General features: G+C 30.8%; 15 protein-coding genes. 5 read left to right on the forward strand and 10 right to left on the reverse strand.

Going from position 1 to position 15,499, the window contains the following annotated elements:
* Nucleotides 1-70: 70 nt before the first annotated feature.
* Entirely contained in the window at nucleotides 71-1,042 is a 972-nt protein-coding gene (locus AAC024_RS00915; protein ID WP_339893256.1) for an NAD-dependent epimerase/dehydratase family protein, read from the reverse strand.
* A 317-nt stretch (nucleotides 1,043-1,359) separates the two neighbouring features.
* On the opposite strand from AAC024_RS00915, the gene AAC024_RS00920 reads away from it, so the two are divergent.
* Nucleotides 1,360-1,878: a hypothetical protein gene (locus AAC024_RS00920; protein WP_339893257.1), complete on the forward strand. Its 519-nt coding sequence runs from the start codon at nucleotides 1,360-1,362 to the stop codon at nucleotides 1,876-1,878.
* A 229-nt stretch (nucleotides 1,879-2,107) separates the two neighbouring features.
* Here AAC024_RS00920 and AAC024_RS00925 read toward each other — a convergent pair whose 3' ends face one another.
* Nucleotides 2,108-2,818, reverse strand: a complete 711-nt coding sequence (locus tag AAC024_RS00925; RefSeq protein WP_339893259.1) for a hypothetical protein — start codon at nucleotides 2,816-2,818, stop codon at nucleotides 2,108-2,110.
* A 217-nt stretch (nucleotides 2,819-3,035) separates the two neighbouring features.
* On the opposite strand from AAC024_RS00925, the gene AAC024_RS00930 reads away from it, so the two are divergent.
* Entirely contained in the window at nucleotides 3,036-3,503 is a 468-nt protein-coding gene (locus tag AAC024_RS00930; protein ID WP_339893445.1) for a CBS domain-containing protein, read from the forward strand.
* A gap of 203 nt (nucleotides 3,504-3,706) precedes the next feature.
* Here AAC024_RS00930 and AAC024_RS00935 read toward each other — a convergent pair whose 3' ends face one another.
* The 5 genes from AAC024_RS00935 to AAC024_RS00955 all read right to left on the reverse strand — a co-directional run bounded on the left by AAC024_RS00935 (nucleotide 3,707) and on the right by AAC024_RS00955 (nucleotide 7,608).
* Nucleotides 3,707-4,420, reverse strand: coding sequence for a hypothetical protein (locus tag AAC024_RS00935; protein WP_339893260.1), 714 nt, complete (start codon nucleotides 4,418-4,420; stop codon nucleotides 3,707-3,709).
* 6 nt (nucleotides 4,421-4,426) lie between these two features.
* The gene (locus AAC024_RS00940; RefSeq protein ID WP_339893261.1) at nucleotides 4,427-4,777 is read right to left on the reverse strand and encodes a hypothetical protein; all 351 of its coding nucleotides are present in this window, start codon (nucleotides 4,775-4,777) and stop codon (nucleotides 4,427-4,429) included.
* A 50-nt stretch (nucleotides 4,778-4,827) separates the two neighbouring features.
* Nucleotides 4,828-5,358 carry a GNAT family N-acetyltransferase gene (locus AAC024_RS00945; RefSeq protein ID WP_339893263.1) on the reverse strand — a complete coding sequence of 177 codons (531 nt, stop codon included), beginning with the start codon at nucleotides 5,356-5,358 and terminating at the stop codon, nucleotides 4,828-4,830.
* A gap of 6 nt (nucleotides 5,359-5,364) precedes the next feature.
* Nucleotides 5,365-5,931, reverse strand: coding sequence for a hypothetical protein (locus tag AAC024_RS00950; RefSeq protein ID WP_339893264.1), 567 nt, complete (start codon nucleotides 5,929-5,931; stop codon nucleotides 5,365-5,367).
* A gap of 810 nt (nucleotides 5,932-6,741) precedes the next feature.
* Entirely contained in the window at nucleotides 6,742-7,608 is an 867-nt protein-coding gene (locus AAC024_RS00955) for a serine protease (protein ID WP_339893266.1), read from the reverse strand.
* A 98-nt stretch (nucleotides 7,609-7,706) separates the two neighbouring features.
* Here AAC024_RS00955 and AAC024_RS00960 point away from each other — a divergent pair, with 98 nt between their 5' ends.
* The 3 genes from AAC024_RS00960 to ssb all read left to right on the forward strand — a co-directional run bounded on the left by AAC024_RS00960 (nucleotide 7,707) and on the right by ssb (nucleotide 10,501).
* Nucleotides 7,707-8,624, forward strand: a complete 918-nt coding sequence (locus AAC024_RS00960) for an IS1595 family transposase (protein WP_339893267.1) — start codon at nucleotides 7,707-7,709, stop codon at nucleotides 8,622-8,624.
* A 5-nt stretch (nucleotides 8,625-8,629) separates the two neighbouring features.
* Nucleotides 8,630-9,790, forward strand: a complete 1,161-nt coding sequence (locus tag AAC024_RS00965) for a virulence RhuM family protein (RefSeq protein WP_339893268.1) — start codon at nucleotides 8,630-8,632, stop codon at nucleotides 9,788-9,790.
* 378 nt (nucleotides 9,791-10,168) lie between these two features.
* Nucleotides 10,169-10,501, forward strand: coding sequence for a single-stranded DNA-binding protein (gene ssb, locus AAC024_RS00970; protein ID WP_339893270.1), 333 nt, complete (start codon nucleotides 10,169-10,171; stop codon nucleotides 10,499-10,501).
* 53 nt (nucleotides 10,502-10,554) lie between these two features.
* Here ssb and nadB read toward each other — a convergent pair whose 3' ends face one another.
* The 3 genes from nadB to AAC024_RS00985 all read right to left on the reverse strand — a co-directional run bounded on the left by nadB (nucleotide 10,555) and on the right by AAC024_RS00985 (nucleotide 15,209).
* Nucleotides 10,555-12,111, reverse strand: coding sequence for an L-aspartate oxidase (gene nadB, locus AAC024_RS00975; protein WP_339893272.1), 1,557 nt, complete (start codon nucleotides 12,109-12,111; stop codon nucleotides 10,555-10,557).
* A 1-nt stretch (nucleotide 12,112) separates the two neighbouring features.
* Nucleotides 12,113-13,039, reverse strand: coding sequence for a quinolinate synthase NadA (nadA, locus tag AAC024_RS00980; RefSeq protein ID WP_339893273.1), 927 nt, complete (start codon nucleotides 13,037-13,039; stop codon nucleotides 12,113-12,115).
* Between the two features lie 361 nt (nucleotides 13,040-13,400).
* Nucleotides 13,401-15,209, reverse strand: a complete 1,809-nt coding sequence (locus AAC024_RS00985) for a hypothetical protein (RefSeq protein WP_339893275.1) — start codon at nucleotides 15,207-15,209, stop codon at nucleotides 13,401-13,403.
* Between the last annotated feature and the right edge of the window lie 290 nt (nucleotides 15,210-15,499).

Here is a 15,499-nt window from a genome sequence, read left to right on the forward strand (position 1 = left end):
TACCATACTCTACATTAAACCAAAAATTTTCAAGCATAATAATTAAGATTTAGGGAGTCCAAATATACAATTATTGAGACGCTTTTGAAATAGTATTATATTTTTTACCTAGCTGAAAAAGCATTTCTTCAGTAATATCTTCTAATGAAAACGTATGCTTCCATTTCCAGTCTGCTCTCGCATAAGAATCGTTAATACTTTTTGGCCAAGTATTGGCAATATCTTGTCTGAAATCTGGTTTGTAAGTGATCTTAAACTCTGGGATATGCTTTTTTATAGATGCCGCCACTTCTTGAGGTGTGAAACTTATAGCCGCTAAATTATAAGACGACCTGATTTTTACGTTTTTAGCCTTAGCTGTCATAATATCTACGGTGGCTTTTATGGCATCGTCCATAAACATCATTGGGAGTTCGGTATTTTCTATTAAAAAGCACTCATAAGATTTTGTCTTAACAGCTTCGTGATATATTTCAACTGCATAATCAGTGGTACCACCACCTGGTGGTGTTTTCCAACTTATAATACCTGGGTAACGAATACTTCGAACATCTACATTGTATTTATTATGATAATACTCGCACCATCGCTCGCCCACTTGTTTAGTAATACCATAAACGGTTGAAGGTTCCATGATCGTATATTGTGGCGTATATTCTGTTGGTGTTGTAGACCCGTAAACTGCAATACTTGATGGCCAAAATACTTTTTTTATAAATTTATCTCGTGCTAAATTCAATACATTAAATAAAGATGTCATGTTTAAATCCCAAGCTTTCATTGGGAACTTTTCGCCGGTTGCACTTAACATGGCCGCCATTAAATAAACAGTATCTATTTGGTGCTTTTCAACGCAAGTTTTCACACTAACATAGTCTTGAGCATCTACAATCTCAAAAATGCCTGTATTAACAATATCTAAATTGTTATAACTAATATCGCTTGCAACTACATTCTCATTACCATATAGGCTTCGAAGCTTATATGTTAATTCTGAACCAATTTGCCCGCAAGCGCCAATGATTAATATTTTTGAGCTCATTAAATTGCTTTATTATAAAGATAATTCAAAAATAATAAGATTTTATTGATAATAATGTATTTTTAAAATGAAATATTCTCATTTTGATTTTTATTTAGTCGATTAAAAAATACTATACCAAATGAAATTCAAAATGATTGATAATAAATTTGAATTATATTTTCTTTAAATAAAATAGAAAATATAAGCATAGCCCTCGTTAAGGTTCTATTTTATATTGAAATATAAGGGAAATAGAAACGAATTTAATCAGTTCTTTTGACGTTCATTTGGTATTACACCATATATTTGTAACGTATCATTTTAAATGAAGCACAATGCGTATTAAAACCCTAGTGATTTTAAGTTTTCTAGTTTTATTTTCAGCTTGTAAAAAAAGTCAAGACCATTCAACAGAAGACCAAATTGAACAAAATAAAAGTCAAGAAATATCGGAACAAGATATTGCTAAACTTAAATATATTGAATACGCCTTGGACACAACAACTGAAGCTGTAATTCAAGACTGGGCCGAATATACGCAAATTGAAGATGTAGTTGCCAATATTAAAAAGGGTGATTTAACTTTTTTTAATGATAACGAAAAGGCCATTAAGTTAGTATTAAAAGAACTTAAGCAAAATGTTCCTGAATCTCTTAATTCATCTTCAATAAATGCCAGAATCTTAGTTTTAGAAACTAAGATTTTAAAACTCGAAAGTTTAGCAAACTTATCTACAACCACTAAAGAGGAACTACTGGAGACTATAAAAGAGTTTTTTGTATCCTTCTACACCCTAAGTTTTCAAATGAACAAAAAAATAGAGTTTGACAATCGGTCTATTGAAAAACCATAATCCGTAAAATAACAGCAAAATAAAAAAGTAGCTGTCTGAAAAGTTTTTCCAGTTGTCAGCTTGAGCATTAACGAGGTCAAAATATATTTTGAACGAAGGTAGCTTACGAAGTAAGTCGAAAACATTCTAATCTTGATTTTCAATGCATTTCGACTGCGCTCAATGTGACAATTTACTCCAAAATTGACTTTTCAGACAGCCTCTTTTTTGTTTAAAACTATTTACCCAATTAATTTTTCGGTTGAGTTGCTTGTTGTAACGCTTGCTTCTGTCTTAATAATTCGTTTTTAGAAATATTAATTAAATTAAAATTAGGCGCTTCTTTTAAAGCTGCATCTAAAATATCAACAGCAGCATCAATATTCACTTTTTTGTCTTTACTATAAGTAGATATCGCATTTAAATACATAAACGCTGCATTTAGAGGCACTTCATAAGGTGTTTGTGTTTCATAGTATGCCTTTTTCATATCTGGTTTAGAATTTGCTAAACCAAAAGCAATATGTTTATCTGCTTCAGCAAGTTTTTTAGTTTGTATATAAAGTTCTGCCAACTCATAAGCCACTAATGGGTTTTGCTCTCTTTTAAATAGTTCTTCAAAATGCCCGATAGCTAATTCTCCTTGTTTAACGGCTTTTAAAGACACCGCTTTAATCTCTACTGCAATATCAGAATCTGAAGCATTCTGTTTTATACCAATGGTATTAAGCGCTTGCATATATTGATTTTCGCTCATATATATATAAGCTAAGGTATCTTTTCTTGCTTGCGATGGCGACAATACATTTAAATGTGTCATGGCATTAATAATACCGTGTGTATCACCTTGAGTTTTCATTTGCATGTAATAAGCCTCGTAATGTTTTAATAATTCTGAGTTAGTTTGTGCACTCGCCATAAAACTAATTGTCAATAAAACCACTCCAAATAATTTTTTCATTTTAATCTAATTTAATTTCAGTGGCTAAAACTAAAAAAAATAAACATTTAAACTCTTAAAGAATGCTAATTATTTATAATAATTGTTTAGCAAATTAGCTTTTATCTGGTTTTGTAAAAATAAAACCCTTCCCTTTTTGCAGTTTTATACTATGCTTTTTTAGGAATTCTGAAAAAAAATGAGTATATTTAAGATTACTAAAAAACTAAATATTATTATGGGAATAAAGAGTTTTCAAGGAGCAAGAAGGCAGCAGTCGGGAACTGCTGATACAACGTCGCTAACGGTGAGTGATTACATGACCACTGATTTGATAACATTTACACGTGACCAATCCATTGAAGTTGTGATGCAATCTTTGATTAAAAACAGAATTTCTGGTGGACCAGTTGTTAATGAGAAAAATGAGCTTATCGGAATTATTTCTGAAGGTGATTGTATAAAACAAATAAGTGAAAGTAGATACTACAACATGCCAATGCAAGATCAAACTATTGAAAAGCACATGGTGAGTAATGTTGAAACCATTGATGGTAATATGAATATTTTTGATGCCGCTACAAAGTTTCTAGAGGCTAAACGCCGAAGATTTCCTATTGTTGAAAATGGCAAATTGGTAGGGCAAATAAGCCAAAAAGATGTGCTTAAAGCCGCTATGCAGTTAAAAGGACAAAATTGGAAATAAAAAAACTCTTGAAACTGACTATTCCCGGGGTATATACAAGTATCTTTTTCCAGTTTCATTCTGGGCTTAAAGACAAAAACCGTCCCGAAAGCTTTCGGGATTGTATTTTACCTCACCTAGGACTGCCAAAAAAAATATAATTCTGACCTCTCCAAGGGAGAGGTGAACAGGAATCCCCACCCAAGGATTGGAGCGTTTTTAGGTTAAAGTTTTTCCTCCACTCGTAACATAGCTTTCGGTTCATCTGTAACCAGAAGCTTTTCTTTTTTTGTACCTATTACGGTTAGTATTTTTGAATAGGAATAACCCTCAATGGGTTCTTTCAATATTTTCCATTGTGCTATTCCTTTAACAGCAATAGCTTCGTTTAATTCAATAATGCCTTCGGTATATCTTATAGTTTTATTTATTCCTAATAATCCCGTGCTCTTTTTGTTGTGGTATTTTAAATACCCTTCTAATTTTTCTGGAGCGTCATTTCTAAATCCTGATTTTTCTTTATAATCTTTCACCAAGTAAAAACGTTTCATTGATTTTTGAAGCGACGACATTTTTATAATAGCCATTTCAGAATTACTTTCAATAAAAAAGTCCTGATGCTTTTCATCATTAATAATTCGTCTCCAGCTTTTATCGCCTTTTACCTCAACAATGACATGATAATACACGCATTTTCGACCACTAAGCGGCGCCTCCAAAGGTTCGTTTACATGTTTTGCTTTTCCAATAATTTTGGCATACTCATTTTCTTGAATTCTATTAATTGGTTTTTTTCTGCTTTTTTTAAACTCGCGGAGCATGATTTTTTTATTGCTATAGTAGTAAGCTATACCACCAATTATGGCTACTGCTGAAAACATTAAAATTGGAATAGCAAAATTTGAGTTTTCTTTAAAAAATAATAGAATGTCTTCCATAAAACTTTAGCTTTCACGTTTTACAAGTGCATAATAATCGCCCTCTAAAGGTAAATACCCTTGATCGTAAACAAAATAATAAATGGTTCCTACTTTGGTTGTGTAAATACTTGTAAAATAATTAAAATCGAAACCAGCCTCAATAAGTTTTGCTCTTGAAGTTCTTGTTTTTTTATCCGGATTTAATCTTTCTAAAATTCTATAGTTTTTACGAAGTCTATTGTTGGTGTTTCGGATTAAGTTTTTACTATCCTTGTTCACTTTATTGTTGTAGGCATTTCTGCAACCATCACTACAGAATTTTTTATCGATTCTACCAACAATTTTGTCGCCACATTCTAAACATTCTTTTTGCATTTATTTAGTATTTAAATATTTGGTATTTCTATTTAATTTATAAATGCCCATTATGGGCTTTCAATTTTATACCAACGTAGTTTTAGTTTTTCTTCTTCAAAATAAAAATCTTCAACATAGTGTAATCCAATTTTTAAAAGCGCATTGTGGGACGCTTGATTTCCAATTTCAGTAGTTGCATAAAGCTCTGGTAATTTTAAAACATTAAATGCATAATTTACTGCTGCTTTTCCAGATTCAGTAGCAAAACCTTTGCCCCAATACCGTTTTATTAGTCGGTAACCAACATCATAATATCTGGTAAAACCATTCATGTTATACTCTGTGTTTAATTTTAACCCTGACCAGCCGACAAATTCACCTGAAGATTTTTCAATTACCGCCCAACGTCCAATTCCTCTTTCTTTATATTGTTTTAAAGCACTAGCAATTATTCTTTGAGATTCTTCTTTTGTTTTAACAGGTTTGTTTCCTAAATATCTGTGAACTTCAGGGTCGGAGTCTAACTCAAACATACCATCTAAATCTGATTCTCTAAATTCTCTTAAAATTAATCGTTCTGTTTCTATGTTGAATGTCATATTAAATCAATCAATTTTACCTATTGATTCACCTATAAAATGCACACAAATAGGTAGCATACCTATCCATTCTGCCCAAAATAAAGAATACCAATTAAAAACATAATAGCCTGCTATTCCAACCAACAAAAATACGCCTGCAATTATTTTAAATAAACGTTGTTTTTTTGAACTAAAATATATCATTACAAACACACTACCTGCAAAAAAGATTATAGCAAAAATTAAATGTATGGTTTCAAATTGTAAATGAGGGGTTAGCACAATACCCGCTAAAGTAATACCTAAAATAATATTGTACCATTTTGTTTTCCAAGCGGTACCATTGTAAATAAACATAGACGCTGCAAGTGTCATTAAAAACACAAACCACTCACTTTTACTGGAGTATGCATAATTACTAATACTAATCCGAATTGAGCCATCTAGCCAAATTAAAATTGCAGGAGTAAAACCTATTAAAATTGATAATAGAATTTCTAAAGTCATCAACCTTTTTCGTAATTCATTAATTGGTACAACAATAGTCTTCGTTATACTTTTTAGCTTTTCTTTTAATTGCTGCATTTGCATAATAGAGCCTAATTAATATTTATAAATTTAAGAAAAAAACTAATTCAGTTATAGAACTCGTTTAAACTTTTTCAATTTGCTAAAAAATTGTCCTTTTGCACTCATTTTTGTCTTTTTCTCGTTCCGTAACGATGCTATGCAACTCTAAAAAGCCTTCAAATGATTGCTAAAATGTTTAATTTTCGCTTAAATCCAAAAAGTTTAAACGAGTTCATAATTAAAGAAGTCGTGCTTTTAAACACGGTATAACATTTTTTATATAAAGTGTACGACATATTAAACATGAATATAGAATATGACTCAGTTTTGTGAAGCAAAAAAGCAAAAAAAAAGCGGGACTAGCCCGCTTAAAATTCTAAATATGAAACTAAAAATTATTTAAATCGTCTTTTTAAATTCCAAGTGATTGCACTTGAATTGCTAAATGCTTTTGTTTTAATTCCAACTTTACTTTCTATTACTATTCTATTGTTTTTCATTATCCTAATTTTTTATCTAAATTTTAAGAGCCGGCAAAAGTAGCACATTTTCTATCAATAGAGGTGTTTATTTCATGATACTTTATAAAGTAATTTACGGCCTCTTTATACGGGAACTATATATCACTTTACACTGATATTTTGAATAAAATTAAGTCTATTTTTTTGTTAGGATTAGCAATATGGAGTTTATTAATAGGGTGTTCTTCTTATAGGAACACACAAAACGAAATTCAACATAAAAAAGTAATTCAAGAAAAAGACAAAAACGGATACCCTATATATAATATAGAGGATGCTATAAAAATATGGTTGCCTTCTGATGAAGTAGTTATTGATTCAACAATTGTAAAGCTGTTAAAATATTTTCAGCAGGATTAGCCCCTGCAAAACCATAGTAGTTATAAGCAAGTGTTTCTAAAATGAATGAAATAGTCTTATTTGTAGTAGGGTCAATTGTTGTATCTTTTTTGTTTAAATCTTTATTTACATCAATATGTTTTTGTAAATTATCAACAAAAGGGTTCATATTTCTAAATACTATACCTACAACAATATCATCATCATAGTTATCGCCTAATCTAATTAAAGGTGCGCCCGAGTTTCCTTTACCTGACGAAATATCAGCCCATGATGTATTATATCTAATATTATAATATTTACCATCGGTTTTTCTTAATTTATTAATGTCATCTAATTTAGAAGATAATATCCCTTTAGATACTACTATTGCCTTTTCTATAAGAGGAAAACCAGCAGTATAAACCTCATCCCCTACATTTATTTCTTTCCATTTTCCAATTTTCAAATAGTCGTAGTCTTTATTGGTGTTTTCTTTTGGCTTTAAAAGAATGTAATCATATACTATACCTGTTATTCTTTCTATTTCGTTTTTCATAAAAGCATCAACTATAAGCATATCAATCACTTTGCCGTTACTGAAATGAGCTTTAATACTTCTTGTTGAATCAACCAAATTTGTTTCTTTATTGTAATAGTATCCGCGCCTTATTAAATGTTCACAGGTCACTATAATTCCACTTTTAGAAACCACAAAACCAGTTCCGCTGTTTGGGAGTGAATCAATTGTAATTTTAACAACCGTATTATTTAATTTATTAATCCTTTCTTTGCCTAAAGATTGTGAAACGGCTAAAGAAGGAATAATAAAGAGTAAAAGAAGTAATGCTTTTTTCATAAGGGATTTAATAAATTAATAATTAGAACTTTATTACACCAAATACTTGTTTATTGTGTAAATAACTACTATATTTGTTATAACAAAACACCAATACGATGTTTAACAAAGAAGTAAAATCAATAATAGACTTAATTAACGCGTTCCCAACAGAACAGTCTTGCATAGACCATTTAGAGTTATTGCGTTGGAATGGTAACGTTGTAAGTCCTTTTGATACTACTTCTAAAGTTTATAACTGTAAAGGAAATAAATATAAATGTAAAAACACAGGAAAATACTTCAATGTTAAAACCAATACTATTTTTGATAATACTAAAATGGAATTACAAAAGTGGTTTATGGCTATTTGGTTAGTTACTTCACATAAAAAAGGAATTTCATCTTTACAATTAGGTCGTGATTTGGGAATAACTCAAAAATCTGCTTGGTTCATGTTACAACGTATTAGAAACTGTTTCGGCTTAGATAATGACGACCAATTAAGCGGTGAAGTTGAAATTGACGAAACCTATGTAGGTGGAAAAAGGGCTAACAGACCTGCGAGAATTAGAAAAGACCAAACCGAAGAAGTAAAAGAGCATTACAAGAAATCTGCCGTTTTAGGAATGGTAGAACGCAATGGAGATGTAAGAGCGAAACACGTAAAAGACACTACTCAAAAGAGTTTAATACCTCCAATAATGAATAATATTAGCTTTGGTTCAACAATATATTCAGATGAATTAAAAGCCTATAACATTTTAGATAGAGTTTACGACCATAAAGCAGTAGCGCATAGCAGAGGTGAATACGTAAGGGGTAGAGTTTCTACGAACTCAATAGAGAGTTTTTGGGCGTTGTTAAAACGTGGCATTTATGGAATTTATCATTTCACATCTAAAAAACATTTACAGTTTTATGTTGATGAATTTGTGTTTAGATACAATACTAGAAAATCTAGTGAAAATGATAGATTTAATTTACTTTTGAATAATATAGAGAATAGAATAACTTATAAAGAATTGATTAAATGAGTGAAATGGAAAACGTATCGAACTTTTTATTTTACGCTTCGGAAAGCGGAAATGTAAATGTTCAAGTAATCCTAGATGAAGAAACAGTTTGGATGAATGAAAAAGGTATTGCAGAGGTTTTTAACACTTCAAGGCAGAATATCAATTATCATATTAACAATATTTTTCTAGATGGTGAACTTGCTAAAAGTTCCGTGTGCAAAGAAATCTTGCACACGAGAAAACTAGGCAACAATACAATTCAGCAAAGTACAACTTACTTTAATTTAGACGCTATTATATCTATTGGTTATAGAGTTAATTCGTTTGAAGCTACACAATTTAGAATCTGGGCAACAAATATTTTAAAAGAATATTTAGTTAAAGGATTCGCTTTAGATGACGACAGATTAAAACAAGGAAAAAATTTATTTGACAAAGATTACTTTGATGAATTAATTGAACGTATAAGAGAAATACGGGCTTCTGAAAGACGTTTTTATCAAAAAATAACAGATATATATGCAACTGCTATTGATTATAACTCTAAAGCCCCGATAACTCAAACTTTTTTCGCAACGGTGCAAAATAAGCTAGAGTTCGCAATCACTAAACACACCGCATCCGAAATTATAAAATTAAGAGCAAGTTCTAAAAAACCTCACATGGGTTTAACGAGTTGGAAAAACGAAAAAAAAGGAGGTAAAATACAAAAGTCAGATGTTGGAGTTGCAAAAAATTATTTATCGCAAGAAGAAATATCTGAATTGAATAGAATTGTTACTATGTATCTTGATTATGCTGAAAACCAAGCAGGTAAAGGCAGGTTAATGGAAATGAAAGATTGGATTGATAGACTAGATGCTTTTCTTATATTTAATGAATATGATATTTTAAAAGACGCGGGTAAGATTAGAGCAAATGTAGCAAAGAAATTTGCCGAAAAAGAATATGAGAAGTTTAGACCTATTCAAGATAAAGAGTTCAAATCTGATTTTGATAAAATGATAGAAGGAGTAAAAAAAGGGGAACTACCAAAAGAAAAAAAAATTGAAATTCAAGAACCTTTATCAGACTTCAACCAAAAACTAAAACAAGGACTGAACTATGACCCTAAAGAAGAACGTTCTTCTGGTTTAAGTTTAAGTAGTATTAAAAAACGTAAAGATCATAAAAACAAAAAGTAACTATTAATGTTAGTTAGAATTAATAGTCAACTTTGTCACGCTCATTGAAAAGTAAGAACCTAATTTGACTTAATTGTCAGCAAGAAGCTTAATCTTGGATGCTACTGAATTAGCGGTGGTCGATAGATGGATTGGATAACTTACATACTTCAAAAACAGCACAATTTCTAGGTGCGAAACTAAACTTTACTTTCTAGTGTAAACTTGTATATAAGTCCCCTTTATACATGAATAATATTCGTTTACAAACGACTACAAACATTTACAAACGAATTTAAACAAGTAATAACCGAATAAAATTTGGAGGCAGTCACATCTTTGCAATGTCGAAACATAAGAACTCGATAGTATTAACTGTTAAACATTAAATTTAAAATTATGAACACACTTAGAAACAAAGTACAGTTGATTGGTAACTTAGGAAACGATCCAGAAATCATCAATCTAGAATCAGGGAAAACACTTGCTAAATTTAACATTGCAACCAATGAAAGCTACACCAATAATAAAGGTGAAAAAATCACAGACACGCAATGGCATAATGTAATAGCATGGGGGAAAACAGCTCAAATTATCGAAAAATATGTTACTAAAGGCAAAGAGGTTGCTATTGAGGGCAAGTTAACTTCAAGAAGCTATGATGATAAAGATGGCAACAAGCGCTATATTACAGAAGTTGTATGTGGCGAATTATTGATGCTTGGCAAATAGAACCTTTTTTTGCCCAAAACATTTTTAAACGAGATTCTTTTTAAGGGTCTCGTTTAATGTTTTACATTATCAATATTATAGTAACCGCCTTTGTTTTCAGACCTATCTAATGATTGTCTAATTATTAAGTGAGCCACATTAATCATATTACGTAATTCACAAAGCGACGTGGTTATTTTATATTCTCGGTACAAATCTTCAACTTCCTCATATATTAAATCTAAATGTTTAATAGCTCGTTTTAAACGCTTATTGCTTCTTACAATACCAACATAATCTCGCATTAAAGCTTGTAATTGTTTTAAATTATGTTGTATTAGAATATGTTCTTTTGTGATGGTAGTTCCTTCATCATTCCAATCTGGAATATCAACATGTTCAAATTCGAGCTGTTTTTCAGAATAATATTTATAAATATTATGTGCGTACACTAAAGCTTCCAATAAAGAATTTGAAGCCAACCTATTTGCACCATGCAACCCAGTTCTAGAACATTCTCCGCATGCAAATAAATTATTAATAGTGGTCTTTCCTTTTTTATCCACTTCTATACCACCACATAAATAATGTGATGCTGGAACCACAGGAATCCAATCTGTTTTAATATCAATGTGGTGCTCCAAACATTCCTTATAAATGTTTGGAAAATGATTGATAAAAGCATCCATATCTAAATGCGTGCAATCTAAATACACATGAGGTTCACCTGATTTTTTTAATTCGCTATCAATACTTTGCGATACAATATCTCTTGATGCAAGTTCAGCACGTTCATCATAATCAGGCATGAATCGGTACCCTTTCTTATTTCTAAGATAAGCGCCAAAACCTCTAACTGCTTCAGAAATTAAAAAAGAAGATTCGCCTTTAGCTTCATATAAAGCTGTTGGGTGAAATTGCACAAATTCCATATCCTTAATCCGTGCTTTCGCTCTATAAGCCATAGCTATTCCATCACCTGTCGCAATTACAGGGTTTGTTGTGTGCCCATAAACACAACCAATACCTCCTGAAGCCAATAACGTACTATTAGCCTTAATAGTGAAAATATTACCTGATTTTTGATCTAAAACATAAGCTCCAAAACATGTTAGCTTTTTAGAATCATAATCTTTTATATGATGATTTGTTACTAAATCAATTGCAAAATGATGTGGTAAAATTGAAATATTTGGCAATTGATGGGCTTTAGTTAATAATGCCCTTTCAATTTCGTGACCCGTTATATCTTTATGATGAACAATACGATATTCTGAGTGCCCGCCTTCTTTTCCTAAGTCAAATTTACCAGTGTCATTAATATCAAAATTAGCTCCCCAAAGCAGTAATTCTTCTAAGCGTTCAGGACCTTCTTTAACAACCATTTCAACAACATCTTCTTTACAAAGCCCGTCTCCAGCTATTAAAGTATCTTTTATATGTTTTTTAAAGGAGTCTTCTTCTTTGTTTGAAACAATGGCAACTCCACCTTGGGCATATTTGGTATTAGACTCGTCTTCACTTGCTTTAGTGACAATAACAATATTTTTATTGGGAAATTTTTCAGCAATTTTAACTGAAAAAGTTAAGCCTGCAATACCTGAACCTATTACTAAATAATCAGTATTCATTTTATTTAGATAACTCTAACATGCGTTCTATGGGCAATAAAGCCTTTTCAATTATATCTGAATCCACTTCTATTTGAGGAGACTCATTAAGCATACAATCGTATAGTTTTTGAAGCGTATTCATTTTCATAAAATGACACTCACTGCACGCACAAGTGTTATCCTCTTTTGCGGGTGCAGGAATCAATTCTGTGGTAGGTATTTCTTGCTGCATTTTGTGCAAAATACCCGCTTCAGTTGCTACAATAAATTTTTGGTCTTGATGTTCTTTTACATAATTTATCATGCCTGAAGTAGACCCAATATAAGTTGCTGTATCTAAAATATGGGTTTCTGATTCTGGGTGCGCTATAATTTTATAATCTGGATATTTTTTATGAAGTTCTATAAGTTTATCCATAGAAAAAGCTTCATGTACAATACAACTACCATCCCAAAGTAACATATCTCTGCCTGTTTCATTTATTATATACCTTCCAAGATTTTTATCTGGAGCAAAAATAATTGGGGTTTCTTTTGGAATAGAATTTACGATTTTTAATGCATTTGATGATGTACAAACAATGTCGCTTAAGGCTTTAATTTCTGCCGAACAGTTTACATAAGTAATCACCACATGGTTTGGATGTGCTTTTGTGAATTTCTCAAAAGCATCTGGCGGACAAGAATCTGCCAATGAACATCCTGCTTTTAAATCTGGTAACACTACCGTTTTATTAGGACTTAAAATTTTTGCAGTTTCTGCCATAAAATGCACTCCAGCAAATACAATCATATCAGCATCGGTTTCAGCTGCTTTTTGCGATAAGCCTAAACTATCACCAACATAATCAGCAATATCTTGTATTTCTGGCACTTGATAATAATGCGCCAAAATAACCGCATTCTTTTCTTTTTTAAGACGTTGTATCTCTTTTACTAAATCCATTTTAAAATCTTCAGAATAATTACAAAAACATACTTGGTACAATTTAACCAATTATTATGCAAATATCTTGATTAAAATTTTTAATAAAATGAGAATCATCTAAAAAAATCCATAAATTAAAGACCTATTATTCTTTTTGTAAAATTATTAAACTATTGTCAAAAAAATGCTTCGACAATTACTAAAATCGTTCTAAAGTACATGACAAAAATTGAAACATAAATATTCTCCTCTTAATTATCAACAGTTTAATAATATCAAGAAAACCAGACAGGTCTGAGTTTCAGCAATATTTTCACTATTTATGAAAGTTAATTTATTTTTTTAATGTAATAAAAAAACCATTACTCAAAATCAGTATTTAGGCTTTGATAGTTAATTTCTGTATGTCCATATGAATTTGACTCAAGACCCCTTCACTTCGTTCCAATTCATTTAAAACAGCTATTTGAATATCTTCAAAGGTATCCTTAACGCCATTAAATAGACTTTGGTAATAAGAAACACCTGCTTTCATATTATTAGTGAACGTTTGTAAATACTTCTCTTCTTTCTTGTTCATAGAAATTTTAGCATCTTCCAATTTATTTTTTAAGAAGTCAATATAAATATGCAATTCTTTAACAAACAGATTTGGGCGGTCTGTCCTTGACACCATATTTGCTCTTCCGTAAATATGATCTGTAATATTTGCAAGACTCATAACTTTAGAATAATAAGCCATATTTGGTCCTGGGCAAATGGAAACACCTTTACCTTCAACTTTAGTATCTAAGCCATAAGCTAACAAAGCAGAAGTGCCAAGACCTACACAGGTACAAGATTTTACAATAATATTATTGTATTCCTTTTTGTAAACCTCAGGCGAAAGCTCTTGACTTTCTAATTGCTTGATTTTCAAAAATTGATATTCTCTAGAAGCTGTGCAAATACCTGTTTCTTTAAACTCCTTATTTAATGCTACAAACTTTTTTGGGCAAGAACTTCCTGGTCTGCCTTTATCAATTAAAGTCTTCTTTTCAGCATCTTTTGTATTATCTCTAAGATTATTAAATGGCACGCCTAAAGGGGAGATATCACTTAAATATAAATCATCTTCTTTTGCCGCTGCCAATTTTTTTAAGGTGTTTTCATCAACTGTTGTAGCTTCTGGAACTAACAAAAAAGGGCTCCCCCAACCTACAGAATCTAAATTGTAATGATCTAATAAAAAAGTATGTTCTTCTTCCGTACCTACACCTCCTTGAGCCGTAATTTCAATGGACAATCCATCAGTTGGAATAGTACGGTTTTGGTTTAAAAGCTCTTGGTTTAATACATCTTGAATAGTATCTTTTAATTCGATACGTTTTTCTTTAAATTCTGCTAAAACAGGTCCTAAAAGATATCCATCTGTAGCAAATGCATGTCCGCCACAATTAAGTCCAGACTCAATTCTATATTCTGAAACCCACAAGCCTTTTTTAGCTAAAAATTTACCTTGAATTAATGCCGATCTATAATCACTTACCTTTAAAATAATACGTTTTTTAAAAGTGCCGTTTTCATCTGGAAAAAAATCATCAAATTGAGACATATAAGCGTACAACCTTGGATTCATTCCTGCGGAGAGCACGACTGAAGAATTTAATTTACTATTAGCAAAACCTCTTAAAGCAGCGTGCGCATCATTATATTCTACAGGTAGTTTTTCATCCTTCTTATAATTATCTTTATCAACTTTGGTCATAATATTGACATCAATATTACCCATAGTTAAATTATTGACGGCCCATTTTTTAACATCAGAAAAATTAAAATCTGTTGATGTTAATTTTTTAAATTCAGCCTTTATTTTAGAATTACTAGGAAGCATATTAATGTAAGCGAAAAGCTCATCGCTTTTTTCGGAAGTCATATGCTTTAAAGATTCAAATTTTTTATCAGCCAAATCACTTATTAAATTTAAATAAGATGTAATTCTTTTTGCTCTAAAATCATCTATCTTATCTGTGATTTCATTGTAAGGAACTTCAAATTTTTCACTATACATTTTTCTTAATTTCTCTAGGAGAATATCATCAACTAAAGAAATCACAGAATCCATACCGTACTGTGCCACTTTCAAAGGTGTATCAATTGTAAAACCAATACCCATTACTGGAATGTGAAACGAATGTGCTTTTTTCATACTTATTATTTTACACCATTTAATTTGTGAATGGTATTAACTTGCAAAGATACCAAGACCAACAAGTATAGAATATGATAAATATCATACTCTAAATTAATGAATCCCGATAATGAAAAATAAAAATATTTTTTTTTAGCAATGAATTAATTAGGAAGATACAGGGATAAATGCTAATTTTTTTAATTATTCTTAATTAGAATTCATCAAACAGTTAATATTGATAAAACTTGAAAATGACAACGTTCCTTAATATAAGCTTCACTATTTTTATGGTTAATTTTCAATAG

This window comes from uncultured Algibacter sp. (assembly GCF_963976535.1).
Lineage (GTDB): Bacteria > Bacteroidota > Bacteroidia > Flavobacteriales > Flavobacteriaceae > Algibacter_B.

Excerpts from the sequence above, each read along its gene's own strand:
- AAC024_RS00925 (WP_339893259.1), bottom strand. The coding sequence starts at position 2,818 with ATGAAAAAATTATTTGGAGTGGTTTTATTGACAATTAGTTTTATGGCG.
- nadA (WP_339893273.1), bottom strand. The coding sequence starts at position 13,039 with ATGGATTTAGTAAAAGAGATACAACGTCTTAAAAAAGAAAAGAATGCG.
- AAC024_RS00915 (WP_339893256.1), bottom strand. The coding sequence starts at position 1,042 with ATGAGCTCAAAAATATTAATCATTGGCGCTTGCGGGCAAATTGGTTCA.
- AAC024_RS00935 (WP_339893260.1), bottom strand. The coding sequence starts at position 4,420 with ATGGAAGACATTCTATTATTTTTTAAAGAAAACTCAAATTTTGCTATT.
- AAC024_RS00945 (WP_339893263.1), bottom strand. The coding sequence starts at position 5,358 with ATGACATTCAACATAGAAACAGAACGATTAATTTTAAGAGAATTTAGA.
- AAC024_RS00930 (WP_339893445.1), top strand. The coding sequence starts at position 3,036 with ATGGGAATAAAGAGTTTTCAAGGAGCAAGAAGGCAGCAGTCGGGAACT.
- nadB (WP_339893272.1), bottom strand. The coding sequence starts at position 12,111 with ATGAATACTGATTATTTAGTAATAGGTTCAGGTATTGCAGGCTTAACT.
- AAC024_RS00920 (WP_339893257.1), top strand. The coding sequence starts at position 1,360 with ATGCGTATTAAAACCCTAGTGATTTTAAGTTTTCTAGTTTTATTTTCA.
- AAC024_RS00960 (WP_339893267.1), top strand. The coding sequence starts at position 7,707 with ATGTTTAACAAAGAAGTAAAATCAATAATAGACTTAATTAACGCGTTC.
- AAC024_RS00955 (WP_339893266.1), bottom strand. The coding sequence starts at position 7,608 with ATGAAAAAAGCATTACTTCTTTTACTCTTTATTATTCCTTCTTTAGCC.
- ssb (WP_339893270.1), top strand. The coding sequence starts at position 10,169 with ATGAACACACTTAGAAACAAAGTACAGTTGATTGGTAACTTAGGAAAC.
- AAC024_RS00985 (WP_339893275.1), bottom strand. The coding sequence starts at position 15,209 with ATGAAAAAAGCACATTCGTTTCACATTCCAGTAATGGGTATTGGTTTT.
- AAC024_RS00965 (WP_339893268.1), top strand. The coding sequence starts at position 8,630 with ATGGAAAACGTATCGAACTTTTTATTTTACGCTTCGGAAAGCGGAAAT.
- AAC024_RS00940 (WP_339893261.1), bottom strand. The coding sequence starts at position 4,777 with ATGCAAAAAGAATGTTTAGAATGTGGCGACAAAATTGTTGGTAGAATC.
- AAC024_RS00950 (WP_339893264.1), bottom strand. The coding sequence starts at position 5,931 with ATGCAAATGCAGCAATTAAAAGAAAAGCTAAAAAGTATAACGAAGACT.